13 protein-coding genes and 1 other RNA gene are annotated in these 16,641 nt (G+C 69.3%); 6 read left to right on the plus strand and 8 right to left on the minus strand.

All coding sequences use genetic code 11. The annotated features are described in order from the left end of the window. The first annotated feature begins 56 nt into the window (after nt 1–56). The 3 genes from rnpB to ASG69_RS16460 all read left to right on the plus strand — a co-directional run bounded on the left by rnpB (nt 57) and on the right by ASG69_RS16460 (nt 2,567). Nucleotides 57–480, plus strand: an RNA gene (gene rnpB / locus ASG69_RS17460) — RNase P RNA component class A. Between the two features lie 469 nt (nt 481–949). Next, nucleotides 950–1,135: a hypothetical protein gene (locus ASG69_RS16455; protein WP_056445692.1), complete on the plus strand. Its 186-nt coding sequence runs from the start codon at nt 950–952 to the stop codon at nt 1,133–1,135. Between the two features lie 16 nt (nt 1,136–1,151). Next, nucleotides 1,152–2,567 (plus strand): RNB domain-containing ribonuclease, encoded by a 1,416-nt coding sequence (locus ASG69_RS16460; RefSeq protein WP_056445689.1) that lies wholly within the window; start codon nt 1,152–1,154, stop codon nt 2,565–2,567. 66 nt (nt 2,568–2,633) lie between these two features. Here the strand turns inward: ASG69_RS16460 and ASG69_RS16465 are convergent, their stop codons facing one another. The 4 genes from ASG69_RS16465 to panB form a co-directional block, all read right to left on the minus strand. Then, on the minus strand, nt 2,634–4,169 hold the full coding sequence (locus tag ASG69_RS16465; protein ID WP_056445686.1) for a CYTH and CHAD domain-containing protein: 1,536 nt from the start codon (nt 4,167–4,169) through the stop codon (nt 2,634–2,636). 39 nt (nt 4,170–4,208) lie between these two features. Continuing rightward, the gene (gene pip / locus ASG69_RS16470) at nt 4,209–5,174 is read right to left on the minus strand and encodes a prolyl aminopeptidase (RefSeq protein WP_056446298.1); all 966 of its coding nucleotides are present in this window, start codon (nt 5,172–5,174) and stop codon (nt 4,209–4,211) included. A gap of 2 nt (nt 5,175–5,176) precedes the next feature. Further along, nucleotides 5,177–5,593 carry a hypothetical protein gene (locus ASG69_RS16475; protein ID WP_307092374.1) on the minus strand — a complete coding sequence of 139 codons (417 nt, stop codon included), beginning with the start codon at nt 5,591–5,593 and terminating at the stop codon, nt 5,177–5,179. A 69-nt stretch (nt 5,594–5,662) separates the two neighbouring features. Next, on the minus strand, nt 5,663–6,499 hold the full coding sequence (gene panB / locus ASG69_RS16480; protein ID WP_056445683.1) for a 3-methyl-2-oxobutanoate hydroxymethyltransferase: 837 nt from the start codon (nt 6,497–6,499) through the stop codon (nt 5,663–5,665). Between the two features lie 134 nt (nt 6,500–6,633). On the opposite strand from panB, the gene ASG69_RS16485 reads away from it, so the two are divergent. The 3 genes from ASG69_RS16485 (at nt 6,634) to ASG69_RS16495 (ending at nt 12,857) form a co-directional block, all read left to right on the plus strand. Then, nucleotides 6,634–8,223, plus strand: a complete 1,590-nt coding sequence (locus ASG69_RS16485; protein WP_235578978.1) for an alpha/beta hydrolase — start codon at nt 6,634–6,636, stop codon at nt 8,221–8,223. A 103-nt stretch (nt 8,224–8,326) separates the two neighbouring features. Then, nucleotides 8,327–9,667: a type I glutamate--ammonia ligase gene (glnA, locus tag ASG69_RS16490; RefSeq protein ID WP_027505789.1), complete on the plus strand. Its 1,341-nt coding sequence runs from the start codon at nt 8,327–8,329 to the stop codon at nt 9,665–9,667. A 175-nt stretch (nt 9,668–9,842) separates the two neighbouring features. After that, entirely contained in the window at nt 9,843–12,857 is a 3,015-nt protein-coding gene (locus ASG69_RS16495) for a bifunctional [glutamine synthetase] adenylyltransferase/[glutamine synthetase]-adenylyl-L-tyrosine phosphorylase (protein ID WP_056445676.1), read from the plus strand. An 87-nt stretch (nt 12,858–12,944) separates the two neighbouring features. Here ASG69_RS16495 and ASG69_RS16500 read toward each other — a convergent pair whose 3' ends face one another. Genes ASG69_RS16500 through ASG69_RS16515 form a run of 4 tightly spaced genes read right to left on the minus strand, consistent with a single transcriptional unit; the run spans nt 12,945 to nt 16,576 of the window. Beyond that, a complete protein-coding gene (locus ASG69_RS16500) occupies nt 12,945–13,919 on the minus strand; it encodes a glycine betaine ABC transporter substrate-binding protein (protein WP_056445671.1) in 975 nt (324 codons plus the stop codon). Further along, nucleotides 13,919–14,731 (minus strand): ABC transporter permease, encoded by an 813-nt coding sequence (locus ASG69_RS16505; RefSeq protein WP_027505792.1) that lies wholly within the window; start codon nt 14,729–14,731, stop codon nt 13,919–13,921. Before ASG69_RS16505 ends, ASG69_RS16500 begins: the two co-directional genes overlap by 1 nt. Then, complete coding sequence (locus tag ASG69_RS16510; protein WP_056445669.1) at nt 14,728–15,933, minus strand: ABC transporter ATP-binding protein; 1,206 nt, start codon at nt 15,931–15,933, stop codon at nt 14,728–14,730. The genes ASG69_RS16505 and ASG69_RS16510 overlap by 4 nt, the downstream gene beginning before the upstream one ends. Then, nucleotides 15,926–16,576, minus strand: a complete 651-nt coding sequence (locus ASG69_RS16515; RefSeq protein WP_027505793.1) for an ABC transporter permease — start codon at nt 16,574–16,576, stop codon at nt 15,926–15,928. Before ASG69_RS16515 ends, ASG69_RS16510 begins: the two co-directional genes overlap by 8 nt. Nucleotides 16,577–16,641: the final 65 nt, after the last annotated feature.

Raw genomic sequence — 16,641 nt, forward strand, 5'->3', positions numbered from 1 at the left:
GGGGTCGGAGCGTGGGTGGGACGGGCGTGGCGGAGCGGCTACCATGACGGGGCGGACGAGTTGGCCGGGCGACCGCGGCACGGAGAACTGACGACCGGCGTCGTCAAGCTTCGAGCCGAGGAAAGTCCGGACTCCACAGAGCAGGGCGGTTGCCAACAGCAACCCGAGGCGACTCGCGGGACAGTGCCACAGAGAAGAGACCGCCGACCGGTCCTCGGATCGGTCGGTCAGGGTGAAACGGTGCGGTAAGAGCGCACCAGCACCCCGGGTGACCGGGGTGGCTCGGTAAACCCCGCCCGGAGCAAGATCGAAGGTCGCACCGCCGTTCGCGGTGGTGCGTCTGCGCAGGTGTTCGAGGGCTGCTCGCCCGAGCCTGCGGGTTGATCGCTCGAGGTACCCGGCGACGGTGTGCCCAGATGGATGGTCGCCACCCGGGATTCGTCCCGGGGACAGGATCCGGCTTACACGCCGACTCGTCCGCGCACACGACCGGTCCGACCGCCCTGTTCGAGGGCGGACTAGAACATATGTTCGATGTCCTCTACAGTGAGTCTCGGCGGGCCGGCGGTAGGAAACTACGGGAAGCGTCGGCCCGCCGCCACGTATCGAGTCCTCCTGAACGACGAAAGGCCCCGTCCTCGATGAGGGCGGAGCCGTTCGTGAGCAGAGTGGATCAGATGGGGTCGACCACCAGCAGGGTGGCCCAGTACGTCGCGGCGTCATGGCCCATCAGCGGCAACAGTTGATCGAAGAGAAGGGTCGACATGTCGTACTCCTATCGGGTGCGTGGTCCGGCTCCGGTCCGGCGTGTGTACCCGGACATGCGAGAAGTGTAACGCGGCCGCTGGTCCCGCGGTGTGTGCGGTCGGCGCGTCGCCGACCGTGAATCGCAGGGCCGCAGAACGCGAAGTCTGTTCCGTCGGGGCAGATCTGGGGCACACTGTCGATCATGAGTGACGACGACGATCAGTGGTACTTCCGCATCAGCGACAAGGCTGTCGTGCAGGGTAAGGAGGCCGGTGCGATGGACCGCATGGGGCCCTACCCAGACAAGGCCACCGCCGAGCGCGCCCTCGAGATCGCCGCGGAGCGCAACAAGGCCGCGGACGACGCCGACGACACCTGGTCTTCGTGACCGCATCGGCGCGCTCGTGACCGCGTCGGTGTCGAGGCGGGCCGTTGCGCCTCGGGTCGACGGAGTCGACTTCTCGGCCCTGCGCGCCGAGTTCGACCTGCCGACCGGGTACCCGCCCGACGCGGTCCCGGTGGCGGACTCTCGTCCGACGCGGCGCGACGCGACCGACCTGGAGTTCGTGACCATCGACCCGCCCGGGTCGATGGATCTGGACCAGGCTCTCGTCGTCCACCGCACCGACGCGGGTTTCCGCCTGTACTACGCCATCGCCGACGTCGGTGCGGTCGTCGCGCCGGGAAGCGTGCTGGACGAGGAGGTGCGCCGCCGCGGACAGACGCTCTACCTCCCGGACGACAGCGTGCCGCTGCACCCTCGGCAGATGTCCGAGGACGCGTCGTCCCTCCTGCCGGACCGGGTACGGCCGGCCGCGCTGTGGACCATCGACACCGACCCCGCGGGGACGGCGACGTCCTGGCACGTCGAGCCGGCGACGGTGCGCTCACGGCAACGGTTCACCTACGCCGAGGTGCAGTCGGCTGTCGACTCCGGCACCGTGCATCCGTCGCTGACGGCGCTGCAGGATCTCGGTCGGGCGCGGCGGGCCCTCGCGGTCGAGCGCGGAGCCATCGAACTCGCGTTGCCCGAGCAGGAGGTCGTCGCCAACGGTTCCGACCGCGGCGGGTGGCGCCTCGAGATCGCGCCGCGCACCGAGGCCGACGCGTGGAACGCCGAGATGTCCCTGCTCACCGGGATGTGCGCCGCCGCGATCATGCTCGAGGCGAGGGTCGGCATCCTGCGCACTCTCCCGCCGCCGGGCGCGTCGGACGTCGAGGCACTGCGGGCGGTGGTGCGGGCACTGGGCCTGCAGTGGCCGACCGGTGCCTCGCCCGGCCAGGTTCTCGCCGGCCTGGATCCGGCGGCTCCCACGACTCTCGCCGTGATGACCGAGGCGACCACGCTGTTGCGCGGCGCCGCGTACGTCGCCTTCGACGGTGAGACACCCGAGGAGCCGGATCATTCCGGGATCGGTGGTCCGTACGCCCACGTCACCGCGCCGCTGCGTCGGCGCGTCGACAGGTACGCCACCGAGGTGTGTCTCGCCCACTGCGCCGGAACCGCTGTCCCCGACTGGGTGCTCGCCGAATTCGCGGACCTGCCCGACGCGATGCGGCGCAGCGACTCGCTGGCGTCGAAGGTGGACCGTGCGTGCATCGACCTCGTCGAGGCCAGAGTGCTGGCCGACCGAGTCGGCGACACCGTCTCGGCCGTCGTGCTGCGCGGACGAACCGACAAGCGGCCCGCCGAGGTCTTCGTTCCCGAGTACACCGTCGTCGGCCCGTGTTCGGGAGACCCGGCCGAGGGCACGACCGTCACCGTGCGGGTGGGGCCGGTGGACGTCGTGACCCGGCGAGTGGAGTTCTCGGTCGGGTAGGCCGGAGGCCGGTCGTCGGGTAGGCCGGAGGCCGGTCGTCGGTGGTCGGGTAGGCCGCTCAGGTTGTCAGCCGAGCGAGGCTGCGCGGCGCCGCAGCTTCGTCCACGCGCGGGGGAGCGGCTCCAGCGCGTCCGCGCTGTCGTGTCCCTCGTTCGCGTACAGGACACCGAAGGTGAAGGTGTCCTCACCCCGTTCGGCCGCGGAGGCGGCCTCGGTCAGGATGGTGGTGCGCGACACCGCACTGTCCTGGACGTCGCCGAGGACGGACTGCACCTTCTTCGCGGCCTTCGCGACGCCGGCGGCCGTCGCTCGTACTGCTCCGTCCGAGAGCGCGCCCGCCCCTGCTTCGGCCGCGTAGCGCAGCTTCTTGGCGTTCTTGCGCACGTCGTGCAGCGCCTCGGCACGCTCGTCTCCGGTGAGCGCGGCCGCGTGGGCCTCGGCTCGGGCGATCTTCCGGTACTGGCCCCGCAGCACCTTCCGGAAGACCTTGTCCGCGCGGCTGTCCGACGGACCGACGGTGGGTGCTGCCAGGAGAGCGTCGAGTGCGTCGAGCAGGGCGAAGTAGCGTTCACCGCTCAACTCCCGCACGATCTCGTCGTGCGCGAGCGTGTACAGCCGTCGCTGGGTGCCGACGAGGGTCTCGACCACGGGACCGCGCACAGCGTCTGACGGCAGCGCCGCGAGCGCCGCGTCGTAACGGGCCGCCAGCACCTCGGCGTCACGAGCGGTGCCGAGAATGTCGGCGAGCCAGGACAGTTCGCCACGGACCGCGTCGACGGACGGTCGGTCGAGCAGATCGCGGTAGGACCGCAGCACGCTGCGCAGTCGCCGCGTGGCGACGCGCATGGCGTGCACCGCGTCGTCGTCGTTCTCCCGCACGCGCGGATCCGCCGCGAGGAGAGCGGACACGTCGGTGGCCAGGGCGGCGAGCAGCGCGGACCCGGCGGTGCCGCTGGGCGTGGCATCGCCGGTCCGGAGATCCGCCAGGCGGGATCCGAGCGCCCGTGCGAGCTTCGACGGTGAGGAACCGGGGTCGGCGCCGTGGGAGAGCAGGTAGGTGCTCACCTTCTCCAGGGTGCGGCGGTCACCGTCGATCAGTTCCACCTCCCATTCACGCCAGCGAACAGTGGTGTCGTCCAGCAGGTTCCGGGCGGTGACGGTGTCGTCGCACAGCTCCGCGGCGGTCTGGTGCCGCTTCGTGGCCACGACGGTGACGATGCGGCGGGTCTCGATGCTCGCGACGGGCACGAGCGGTTTGCCTCGCACGTGCGCCGTCACACGATCGGCGACCTCGGCCGGCACGCGAGCGGTGTTGCCGCCCGCGGACAGCGGGCTCCGCAGCTCGAGACGCTCGTCGGACGAGACGGGCATCTTGATGTGCCATCCCGCGTCGGAGCTTCCGGTCCGTCGACGCACCGTGATGCGTCGACGCGCCAGATCGAGATCCGGGGTGTCGAAGTACGTGGAGACCGGGTGTGTCAGCTCCGGCGCGGACGCGGACACGATCGACTTCGCCCCCGTGAGCTCGGGAACCGGCGTGTCCATGCCGACGTCGAACTTGGCCTCGATCTCCGTGTGCGCATCCGCACCACCTGAACTCATGGTGACATCTTTACCACCTGCAGGTGAACGGCCGGTTCGTCAGCGGCGGAAGGAGTCCGTCGCTTCGACGAGGTGATGGATGATCCCCGGTTCCGCGGCGGAGTGCCCGGCGTCGTCGACGATGTGGAGTGTCGACGACGGCCAGGATCGATGCAGATCCCAGGCGCTCGTGGCCGGGCACACCACGTCGTAACGGCCCTGCACGATGACGCCGGGGATGTGGGCGATGGAGTCCATGTTCGCCAGCAACTGATTCTGTTCCAGGAACCCCTGGTGCACGAAGTAGTGATTCTCGATGCGCGAGAACGCGAGTGCGAACCGTGCCTCGGAGTTCTGCTCCACGCGTTCCGGTTTCGGGAGCAGGGTGCTGGTGGCGCCCTCCCACGTGGACCAGGCGACCGCCGCGTTCAACGCGGTCTCCGGGTCGGACGAGTGAAGGAGTCGGTGGTAGATCTCCACGGGGTCGCCGTCGCGCTCCGCCGCCGGGATCGGGGCGAGAAACTTCTCCCACAGTTCTGGGAAGAGGTGTCCCGCGCCGCCGCGGTAGTACCAGTCGATCTCCGACTCACGCAGCAGGAAGATGCCGCGCAGCACCAGTGACGTGACGCGGTGCGGATGCGCCTGGGCGTACGCGAGCGACAACGTCGATCCCCACGACCCGCCGAACACCGACCACGTGTCGATGCCGAGATGCTCACGCAGGACCTCCATGTCGGCGATGGAGTGTCCGGTGGTGTTGACGGAGAGATCGGCGCCGTCGGCGACGTGCGGCGTGGACCGACCGCACCCGCGCTGGTCGAACAGCACGATCCGGTAGGCCTCGGGATCGAAGTAGCGACGCTGATCGGGACCCGTGCCGCCGCCCGGTCCGCCGTGCACGAACACCACCGGAGTGCCGTCGGGGTTGCCGCTGACCTCGAAGTGGAGGTGCTGCGCGTCGCCGACGTCGAGCATCCCCGAGTCGTGCGGGTCGAGTTCGGGGTAGAGGGACCGGAGCGCCGTCATCGTCACAGCCCCACGAGGCCCGACGCGAGATCGGGAATCTCGAGGATGTCGACGACCTGGCTCCGGACGTCGGAGCACGCGTCGGTGGCGGCCGTGTCGACGATCCCGCGGTTCTGGATCACCGCGGCGTTCAGTCCGTAGCGCGCCGCCCACGTCTGCACCAGGATGTTCAGGCCGCCGCGGCCCACGGTCGGGCCCTGCACGCGCCAGTTCGACAGCTGCGCCTCGAGGTCGGTGCACAGCGACTGAGCCTGATCCTCGGACACCGTCGGGGTGGCCGGAGCCGCGGATGTGGTCGTCGTGGGAGCGGCCGTCGTCGTCGACGCAGTGGTGGTGTCCGTCCCGCCTGCGCACGACGTCAGGGTCACGGTCGCTGCTGCCAGAACACCCGCCGCGGCGAGTCCATGTCGCATCATCATGGCCCCGAGTGTGCCACCCGGGTGCTTCCCCGACCGGCTCGCCCGCGTCGCTCGCCAGGGGTCGCAGTCCTAGAAGCTGTGCTCCTGCGCGGGGAAGGCCCCCGACCGCACCTCGGCGGCGTAGTTCGACGCCGCGGCGCGCAGCTGGTCGCCGACGTCGCCGAAACGCTTGACGAACTTGGCGGTGCGACCGCTGGTGAAACCGGCCATGTCCTGCCAGACGAGAACCTGGGCGTCGCACTCCGGACCGGCACCGATGCCGACGGTGGGGATCGTCAGCTTGCGCGTCACCTGGCCGGCGAGATCGGCGGGCACCATCTCCATGACGACGGCGAAGGCGCCGGCCTCCTGGACGGCGATGGCGTCGGCCACGAGCTGCTCGGACGCGTCGCCGCGGCCCTGCACGCGAAAACCACCGAGTCCGTTGACGCTCTGCGGGGTGAAGCCGATGTGCGCCATCACGGGGATACCGGCGGCGGTGATGGCGGCGATCTGCGGGGCGACACGCTCGCCGCCCTCGAGCTTGACCGCGTTGGCCTGGCCCTCGCGCATGAAGCGGACAGCGGTCTCGACGGCCTGCTGCGGAGAGATCTCGTAGGTGCCGAACGGCAGGTCGGCGACCACGAGTGCGTTGGGGGCACCACGGACCACGCCGCGGACCAGGGGGATGAGCTCCGCGATGTCGATGTGCACCGTGGTGTCGTAGCCGTAGACGACGTTGGCGGCCGAGTCGCCCACGAGCAGGACGGGGATGCCGGCCTCCTCGAAGATGCGCGCGCTCGAGTAGTCGTAGGCGGTGAGCATGCTCCAGCGGTCGCCGGAGGCCTTCATCGCCTGCAGGTGGTGGGTGCGGGTCTTGCGGCCCGTGGGTGCGGATCCGTACAGCGGGGTCTCAGCAACAGACATCGAGCGTCCCTTTCGTCCTCGAGGCCCGCTCGGCGGGTCCCCGGGTAGAGGTGATGACGCGTTCAGTCTGCCACCGCCGGGTTCCGCGGCACGAGTGCGCTTGGTCACACACCACGCCGTGCCACCATCGAGACGTGTCCTCCCGTCGCGTGTCCGTCCGTCTCGCCGTCTCCCTCTCGGTTCTCGCAGTGCTGGCCGCGGCGTGCGGCTCCGATGTCGGCGGCACTCCCACCGACGACGAGGGTGGGTCCGTGCCCGTCACGACGACGGAGACGCGTGCCGATCAACCGTCGACGCTGGACGCCTTTCGGGCGCAGCGTGTCACGTGGGGATCGTGCGAGGGATTCGTGACCGACGGGTCCGAGCTGGACCCGAGCCTGCGGTGCGGCCGGGTGACCGTGCCGATCGACTACGACGATCCGGCCGGGCCCACCGCCTCACTGGCGCTGTCCCGGTTGGCGGCGACGGGGGAGAAGGTGGGCTCGATGCTCGTCAACCCCGGCGGACCCGGCGCGTCGGGCCTCTCGACTGCGACGGTGGCGCGGGGTACCGCCGTCGAATCGTCCTTCGACGTCATCGGATTCGACCCTCGGGGCATCGGTGCGTCGGTGCCGGCGGTGCGCTGCGACACTCCGCGGGAGTTCGACGCCGAGCGTGCGGACAACGACGTGGACACCTCGCCCGCCGGCATCGCCGAGACCGAGAAGGAGAATCAGGACTACGCCGCGCGGTGCGCCGAGCGCAACGATCCGGTGTTGCTCGAACACCTCACGTCGGCCGACGTCGCGCGGGACATGGACGTCGTCCGGTCGGTGCTCGGCGACGATCAGCTGACGTATCTCGGATTTTCGTACGGGACGCGGCTGGGCTACACCTACGCCGAACTCTTCCCCGAGAACGTGCGCGCGATGGTGCTCGACGGCGCTCTCGACCCCGCTGCGAACGCGGCCGACGAGGTGGTCGCGCAGGGCGCAGGCTTCCAGTCGGTGTTCGACGCCTTCGCGGCCGACTGCGCGGGACGGTCCGACTGTCCACTCGGTACCGACCCGGCGGGAGCCGTGCGTTCCTTCCGGGCCCTGGTCGATCCGTTGGTGGACCGGCCCGCGAGCACCGAGCTCACCGGGCCGGAGGGTGCCCGCTCGCTGAGCTACGACGACGCCGTGACCGGAGTGCAGCAGGCGCTCTACAGCACCGAACTGTGGGGACCGTTGCGGCGCGGACTGACTCAGCTGGAGAACGGTCAGGGCGACATCCTGCTCTCGCTCGCCGATCTCTACAACGGGCGCCTGAGCGACGGCACGTACAGCAACACCAACGACGCGTTCACCGCCGTGCGGTGCGTCGACGATCCGCGGGTGACCGACCGGGCGGAGGAGGGCGCGCTCGACGCCCGGTTCCGCGCCGCCGCGCCGTTCCTGGACGACGGCCGGGGCAACGGCACCGCGCCGCTCGAGCCGTGCGCCTTCTGGCCGGTCCCCTCGGCAGCCGACCCGGGGCCGGTCTCGATACCGGGACTCGCACCGACCGTGGTGGTCTCGACCACCGACGATCCCGCCACCCCGTACGAGGCCGGGGTCGCTCTGGCCGCGCAGCTGGGCTCGTCGCTGATCACCTACGAGGGAAATCAGCACACCGCCTCGTTCGCCGGGATCGCCTGCATCGACGACGCCGTGTCCGCCTACCTCGTCGACCTGACGCCTCCACCAGCAGGTCTGCGCTGCTGAGCCGTGACCTCACAGTCGTCGCCACCGCGCTGTGAGGTCCAGAAAGTGCGACCGGTTTCACGATGTAACACGGATTTAATGCAACGTGCCTAGCCTGACGGTCATGGATCGCCAAAAGGAATTCGTGCTTCGCACTCTGGAGGAGCGCGACATCCGGTTCGTCCGTCTGTGGTTCACGGACGTGCTCGGCTACCTCAAGTCCGTGGCCATCGCTCCGGCCGAACTCGAGGGCGCGTTCGAGGAGGGCATCGGCTTCGACGGCTCGGCGATCGAGGGCTTCTCGCGAGTCTCCGAGGCCGACACCGTGGCCAAGCCCGACCCCACGACGTTCCAGATCCTGCCCTGGACCACCAGCAAGGGCGAGCAGCACTCCGCCCGCATGTTCTGCGACATCGCGATGCCCGACGGGTCGCCGTCCTGGGCCGATTCCCGGCACGTGCTGCGTCGCCAGCTCTCCAAGGCCGCAGACCTCGGATTCAGCTGCTACGTGCATCCCGAGATCGAGTTCTTCCTGTGCAAGGAACTGCCCGACGACGGTCGGCCCCCCGTCCCCGCGGACAACGGCGGCTACTTCGACCAGGCCGTCCACGACGAGGCGCCGAACTTCCGGCGTCACGCCATCGACGCCCTCGAGTCCATGGGCATCTCGGTGGAGTTCAGCCACCACGAGGCCGCGCCCGGTCAGCAGGAGATCGACCTGCGCTACGCCGACGCCCTGTCCATGGCCGACAACGTGATGACCTTCCGCTACCTCGTCAAGGAGGTCGCGATCGACGAGGGCGTGCGTGCGACGTTCATGCCCAAGCCGTTCAGCGATCAGGCCGGCTCGGCCATGCACACGCACATGAGCCTGTTCGAGGGCGAGACCAACGCCTTCCACAACCCGGACGACCCCATGCAGTTGTCCGAGACCGGCAAGGCCTTCATCGCGGGCATCCTCGAGCACGCCAACGAGATCAGCGCGGTCACCAACCAGTGGGTCAACTCCTACAAGCGTCTGATCCACGGCGGCGAGGCCCCCACGGCGGCGTCCTGGGGTCCGTCGAATCGCTCTGCGCTGGTACGCGTTCCGATGTACACGCCGAACAAGGCGTCGTCTCGCCGCGTCGAGATCCGCAGCCCCGACTCGGCGTGCAACCCGTACCTCACCTTCGCCGTGCTGCTCGCGGCCGGACTGCGCGGTGTGGAGAAGGGGTACACGCTGCCGCCCGAGGCCGAGGAGGACGTGTGGTCGTTGACCTCCGCCGAACGCCGCGCCATGGGCTACCGGGAGCTGCCCAGCAGCCTCAACGAGGCGCTCGCCGCCATGGAGGGCTCCGAGCTGGTGGCCGAGGCGCTCGGCGAGCACGTCTTCGACTACTTCCTGCGCAACAAGCGTCGTGAGTGGGAGTCGTACCGTTCGCACGTGACGCCGTTCGAGCTCAAGACCTACCTGGGTCTGTAGGGCCGGCGCGACTGCGCGATTGTCGAGTGGACGGGGCTGTCGAGTAACGTCGACACGCCATGAACATGTCGGAATGCACCACCGTCCCGAGATTCGTCGACCCGCGGTTCGTCCACCCGACGTTCGCTGACGCCGACCCGGCGGTCGACTCGTACACCGTGGTGGAGGCTCGCCCGTGATTCCGCCCAGTTCCCGTTCCACCGTGCCCAGCCCCGGACGGCTCGGTCTCGTCGAGGCGTCGGCCCCGGCGAACCTGTCGCTGCTGGGCTGGACCGACGAGGACAGCACCGAGCTGCTGTGGTCGCTGTCGCGTTCGCCCGACGCCGATCTCGCGCTGCGCACTCTCGCGCGCCTCGCCGAGGATCTCGGTGACAACTGGTCCGACCTCGACGCCCGCCTGCGCACCGACAAGAGTCTGCGCGGCCGCATGTTCGCTCTCGCCGGATCGTCCAGCGCTCTCGGTGACCACCTGGTGTCCGAGCCGGAGAAGTGGCGCCTGCTCACCACCTGCACGGAGTCGTTGCCCACGGCCGACGAGCTGCGCGACTCGATGCTCGCGAGCGTCGGTGCCGTCGCGGAGACGGGCGACGACGCCCTCGGTCAGGTGTTCCGGGCCGAGCTGACCGGACCCAAGGCCATCATCGCGCTGCGCACGGCGTACCGCGACCACCTCATGATCCTGGCCGCCGCCGATCTCGCGGCGACCGTGGAGAACGAGCCCGTCGTGCCCTACGAGGTGGTCGGTCGTCAGCTGTCCGATCTGGCGGACGCGGCGCTCACCGCGGCACTGTCGGTGGCCGTCACCGTCACGTTCCCCGACGGGCCATGCTCGGTCCGACTCGCGGTCATCGCGATGGGCAAGTGCGGTGCGCAGGAACTGAACTACGTGAGCGACGTAGACGTCGTCTTCGTCGCCGAACCCTCCAACTCCCTCGCCACCCGCATGGCCGGCGAGATGATGCGCATCGGCTCGTCCGCCTTCTTCGAGGTCGACGCCGCACTGCGTCCCGAGGGCAAGCAGGGCGAACTGGTCCGCACTCTCGACTCGCACCTGGCGTACTACCAGCGGTGGGCGAAGACCTGGGAGTTCCAGGCGTTGCTCAAGGCGCGCGCCATGACCGGTGACGCCGAGCTGGGCCAGGCCTACGTCGACGCGGTGACGCCGATGGTGTGGGTGGCCAGTGAGCGCGAGGACTTCGTCCCCGAGGTGCAGGCGATGCGCCGCCGCGTCGAGGAGATGGTGCCGGCCGAGCTGCGCGAGCGCGAGATCAAGCTGGGGCGCGGCAGCCTGCGTGACGTCGAGTTCGCCGTCCAGCTGCTGCAACTCGTGCACGGACGAGCCGACGACTCCCTCCACGAACGCGGTACCGTCGCCGCGCTGTCCGCTCTCGCCACCGGCGGCTACATCGGGCGTGACGACGCGGCAAACCTCACCGCGTCCTACGAGTTCCTCCGCCTCATCGAGCACCGGCTGCAGCTGCAGAAGCTGCAGCGCACGCACCTCCTGCCGCCGGACGACGACGACGAGGCGATGCGCTGGCTCGCCCGCGCCGCCCACATGCGTCCCGACGGCAACCACGACGCGACCGGCGTTCTGCGCCAGGAGATCCGTCGCAACGCGCAGCGGATCCGGCGGTTGCACGCTCGGCTGTTCTATCGCCCTCTGCTCGAATCGGTGGCCCGGCTGGACAGCGACTCGCTGCGCCTCAGTTCGGATTCCGCGATCCGGCAGCTCTCGGCGCTCGGCTACTCGGCTCCACAGAACGCGCTCGGACACCTGAGCGCACTCGTCGGCATGGGTGCGCGCAAGGGTCGCATCCAGTCGCTGCTGCTGCCGACGCTGCTCGAATGGCTGGGCGACACACCGGATCCCGACGCGGGCCTGCTGGCCTACCGACGGCTGTCGGAGGAGGTCGCCGAGCAGTCCTGGTTCCTGCGGCTGGTCCGCGACGAGGGCCCGGTGGCGCAGCGCCTGATGCAGGTGCTCGGGTCGTCGGAGTACCTGCGCGGTGTGTTGGTCAACGCGCCGGAGGTCATCCGGCTCTTCGCCGACGGATCGACCGGCCCCAAACTGCTCGACGTCGATCCCACCGAGACGTACGGCGCCATCCTGAAGTCCTCTGCGCGCTACGACGATCCGGTACGCGCGGTCGCGGCGGCGCGGTCCCTGCGTCGCTACGAACTGGCGCGGGTCGCCTCGGCGGACATCCTCGGACTGCTCGAGGTCCCCGAAGTGTGCCGGGCGCTGTCCTCGGTGTGGGCAGCGGTCATCAACGCCGCTCTGGACGCGGCGGTCCGTGCGTCCGTCGCCGAGCGCGGCGGCACCGCTCCCGCGTCGATCGCCATCATCGGCATGGGTCGACTCGGTGGTGGTGAACTGGGCTACGGGTCCGACGCCGACGTGTTGTTCGTGTGCGAGCCGGCCGAGGGCGCCGACGACAGCGACGCCGTCAAGTGGGCCAACGCCATCGCCGATCGCGTCCGCAAGCTCCTGGGTTCGCCGAGCCAGGACCCGCCGCTGGAGGTGGACACCGGACTGCGTCCCGAGGGGCGCAACGGGCCTGTCGTGCGCACACTCTCGGCCTACGACGCGTACTACTCGCAGTGGGCGCAGCCGTGGGAGGTGCAGGCCCTGCTCCGCGCCCACCAGGTCGCCGGCGATCAGGACCTGGGAATCCGGTTCCTGCTCATGGCCGACCGCATCCGGTACCCCGAGGGCGGAGTCTCCGAGGACGCCGTCCGCGAGATCCGGCGCATCAAGGCCCGGGTCGACGCGGAGCGACTGCCCAAGGGAGCCGACCCGAAGACGCACACCAAGCTGGGGCGCGGGGGACTGGCCGACGTCGAGTGGACCGTGCAGTTGCTGCAACTGCGTCACGCCCACCGCATTCCGGCGCTGCACAACACGTCGACCCTGGAGTGCCTCGACGCGATCGGCGCCGCGGAGCTCATGAGCCCGGGCGACGTCGACCTCCTGCGCCAGGCGTGGCTCACGGCCACGAAGGCCCGTAACGCGCTGGTCCTGGTGCGCGGCAAGCCGACCGATCAGTTGCCGGCTCCCGGCAAGGTGCTGTCGGCCGTCGCGCAGGTGGCCGGCTGGCCCAGTGGCGACGCGGGGGAGTTCCTCGACAACTACCTGCGCGTCACCCGTCGGGCCAAGGCCGTGGTGGAACGCGCGTTCGGTTCCTGACCCGTACCGGTTCTGCACAGAGAACGACCCCGCTCGGCCGTCTGTGCCGGGCGGGGTCGTCTTCTGTGCAGTAGGTGTACCTCGGTGTCAGTCGGCCCCGGCGGTGACGAAACCCTGCTGCACCATCCAGTCACGCGCCACCTCGGCGGGTTCCCGGCCGTCGACGTCGACCTGCTTGTTCAGCTCGGTGATGGCGTCGATGGTGAGCGCCGCGGACACCGGCGCGGTGATCTCCGCGATCTCCGGGTAGCGGTCGGCGATCTCCTGACGCAGGTTCACCGTCGCGTTGTAGCGCGGGAAGAACAGCTTGTCGTCCTCGACGACCACCAGGTCGAGCCCCTTGATGCGGCCGTCGGTGGTGAACACCTCGCCGAACTTGCACTGCGAGCCGTCCGCCGTCGCCTGATAGATGATGCCCGTCTGCAGGATCTGGCGGTTCACCGCGTTCGCGTCGAAGCCGTACGCCGCCGCCATGCCGGGGAAACCGTCCTGGCGCGAGTTGAACTCGGTCTCCACGCACACCGCCGCGGCGGCGGGATCACGCTGCACCAGGGCGGCGTAGTCGGACAGCGTCTTCACGCCGGTCTCCTGCGCCGTCTGCTGGTTCATCGCGAGTGCGTACGTGTTGTCCATCGGCGCCGGGTTGACCCAGACGATGCCGTTCGCCTTGTCCGCATCGCGCACCGCGTCGTACTGCTCTGTCGCGTCGGGAATGGGAGTCTCGTTGCCGAGGTAGTTGATCCAGCCGGTGCCGGTGTACTCGTAGGTGACGTCGACCTGGCCGCTGATCATGGCCTGCCGCGTGCTGTTGGATCCCGAGATGTTGGTCAGGTCGCGGACGTTCGCCCCCGCCGCCTCGAGCGCGAACTCCAGGATGTAGCCGAGGATGATCTGCTCGGTGAAGTCCTTGGAACCGACGGTGAGCTCGGCACCTTCGAGACCCGGCTGCGCCGTGATGCTTCCGGGTTCGACGGCCAGGGGCACCGCGCTGCCGGACTGCAGCCCGCAGCTGGTGAGGGCGAGGGTGGAGACCGCGCACAGTGTGATCAGGGTACGGCGCATCAGCGCAGTCCTTTCGGTCCGAGGAAGGCCTCGGCGAGAGCGCCCAACCAGTCGACGAGCAACGCCAACGCCACCGCGAGCACGGCGCCCACGACGAGGATGAGCGGCTGATTGAGCTTGTACCCGGTGTCGATGAGCACGCCGAGGCCGCCGGCGCCCACGAGGAAGCTCAGCGTGGCGGTACCGACCGCCAGCACGAGAGAGGTGCGCAGGCCGGCGAGGATGTACGGCACCGCGAGTGGGAACTCGATGCGCCACAGGATGCCGGAGCCCGACATGCCCTGTCCGCGTGCGGCATCGATGTAACTGGCGTCCACCTGCTGGAACCCCAGCATGGTGTTCCGCAGCACCGGGAGCAGCGAGTAGAACGCGATGGGCAGGACACCGACCCAGAACCCGGTGCTGCCGGTCGCGAGGAACAACAGCACGAGCAGGCCGACGGCAGGCGCTGCTTGACCGATGTTCGCGATACCGATGAAGACGGGAGCGAGTCGTCGATAGCCATTGCGAGTGAGGATGATTCCGAGGGGCACCGCGATCAGCACGACGAGTGCCGTCACGACGAACGTGATCAGGACGTGCTCGAGAACGCGCTGGGAGATCGTGGCGACGTTGATCGTCGCCGCCTGCGTCGCCGTGAGATCACGCGTGAGGGCGTAGACCAGCGTGACCACCACGAGGACGAGAACCAGTGCGGGCTGAACGACCAGACGGATCCGTTCGGCTCGCCGCGCTGCCCTGGCCGCGGACTTCGCATCGCCCTCTGCGTCGGCGGGATCGTCGACGACGGACGCCTCGACCGACGCCGTCACGACGATGCGCCCGAGACGGACGCCGCGCCCGCGTCGACCACGTCGTCGTGGTCGTGCGCGTGCTGCGAACGGATGGTCTTGATGGTGTCGATCAGTGCCTCGATGGTGACGGTGCCGACGTACTCGCCGCGCTTGCCCGTCACGGTCGCCGTCGCGTTGCCCTCGGCGAGCAGGGCCTCGAGCGCGTCCTGCAGCGTGGACTGGATCGACACGAGCTCACCGATCGGCACACCGACGTCGCGGAGGCTGCCCACGCCGGCGAGGTGACGACGGTCGGTCCACCGGATGGGCCGCTTCCGGGAGTCGAGGATGAGACCCCACGCCTCCGGATCGGTGCCGAGCGCCCGGTTCATCGTCTCGACCGGCTCGTCCTCACCGAAGGCGGGAACATCGCTGAGCTCGATGTCGCGCACACGCATGAGGGTGAGCTGCTTGAGAGCCGCACCGGCGCCGACGAAGCCGGCCACCGTCTCGTCGGCGGGATTGGCCAGCACGGCCTCGGGGGTGTCGTACTGCAGGATGCGGGACTGGTTGCCCAGGACGGCGATCCGGTCGCCCAGCTTGACGGCCTCGTCGAAGTCGTGTGTCACGAAGACGATGGTCTTGCCCAGCTCGGCCTGCAGGCGCATCAGCTCGTCCTGCAGGAGGCCGCGGGTGATGGGGTCGACGGCACCGAACGGCTCGTCCATCAACAGCACCGGGGGGTCGGCCGCCAGAGCGCGGGCCACACCCACGCGCTGCTGCTGCCCACCGGAGAGCTGGCGCGGGTAGCGCTCGCGGTACTGGCCCGGATCGAGTCCGACCAGATCGAGCATCTCGTCGGTGCGGTCGGAGATCTTCTTCTTGTTCCACCCGATGAGCCCGGGGACCATGCCGACGTTCTGCGCGATCGTCATGTGCGGGAACAGGCCGGCCTGCTGGATCGAGTAGCCGATGGTGCGCCGCAGCTCGTTCGGATCGATGGACAGCGCGTCCTTGCCGCCGATCGTGATCCGGCCGGACGTGGGCTCGATGAGGCGGTTGATCATCCGCATCGTCGTCGTCTTGCCGCAGCCCGACGGTCCCACCAACACGACGACCTCACCCGCGGGGATGGTGAGCGACACGTGGTCGACCGCGGCGGCCTTCTGGTTGGGGTAGGACTTCGTCACGTCCTCGAGGACGATCTCTGCTCCGGTGGTGGTGCGAGTCGTGTCAGTCACGGATACCCCTCGAGGTGGTGAGTTTGCCGATCAGGACGTAGATCCCGTCGAGGATCAGCGCCAGGATGACGATCAGGACGGTGCCGGTGAGGGCCTGGGGAACTGCGGTGGGGCTGCCGACGCGGGCGAGGCCGGAGAACAGGAGATTTCCGAGGCCGGGGCCCTTGGCGTACGCGGCGATGGCGAGAATGCCCATCGCCATCTGGGTGCTGACGCGCATCCCGGTGAGAATCGACGGCCACGCGAGAGGAATCTCGATGCGACGCAACACGGTGGCTCGGCTCATGCCGATACCGCGTGCCGCATCGCTGACCGCAGGATTCACCGCGTCGAGTCCGACCACCGTGTTCCGGATGATCGGCAGCAACGAGTACAGCACCAGCGCGGTGACGGTCGGCTTGACGCCGAGACCGAGAATGGGAATCAGCAGTCCCAGCAGCGCGAACGACGGGATGGTGAGCACCGTGCTCGCGAGAGCGGTGGCGACGGCGGAGCCGGCGGGACTGCGGTAGACGAGAACTCCGATGGCGACACCCAGGATGGTCGCGATGACGACACACTGGACGACGGCGGAGACGTGAAGATAGGAATCGATCGCGAGCTGCCTTCGGCGGCCGACGATGAAGTCCCACAGAGCATCCATCAGGTGCAGATCCTTCGTTCGGCAACAGGAAAGACGCGACTGTGGTGGTGCCACGACGTCCGGCG

Origin of the sequence: Rhodococcus sp. Leaf225 (genome assembly GCF_001426145.1) — a bacterium.
GTDB lineage: Bacteria > Actinomycetota > Actinomycetes > Mycobacteriales > Mycobacteriaceae > Rhodococcoides.

Bases quoted from the DNA above. Each gene is read 5' to 3' on its own strand.
- ASG69_RS16455 (WP_056445692.1), top strand. From the start codon at position 950: ATGAGTGACGACGACGATCAGTGGTACTTCCGCATCAGCGACAAGGCT.
- ASG69_RS16465 (WP_056445686.1), bottom strand. From the start codon at position 4,169: ATGAGTTCAGGTGGTGCGGATGCGCACACGGAGATCGAGGCCAAGTTC.
- pip (WP_056446298.1), bottom strand. From the start codon at position 5,174: ATGACGGCGCTCCGGTCCCTCTACCCCGAACTCGACCCGCACGACTCG.
- ASG69_RS16475 (WP_307092374.1), bottom strand. From the start codon at position 5,593: ATGATGATGCGACATGGACTCGCCGCGGCGGGTGTTCTGGCAGCAGCG.
- panB (WP_056445683.1), bottom strand. From the start codon at position 6,499: ATGTCTGTTGCTGAGACCCCGCTGTACGGATCCGCACCCACGGGCCGC.
- glnA (WP_027505789.1), top strand. From the start codon at position 8,327: ATGGATCGCCAAAAGGAATTCGTGCTTCGCACTCTGGAGGAGCGCGAC.
- ASG69_RS16500 (WP_056445671.1), bottom strand. From the start codon at position 13,919: ATGCGCCGTACCCTGATCACACTGTGCGCGGTCTCCACCCTCGCCCTC.
- ASG69_RS16515 (WP_027505793.1), bottom strand. From the start codon at position 16,576: ATGGATGCTCTGTGGGACTTCATCGTCGGCCGCCGAAGGCAGCTCGCG.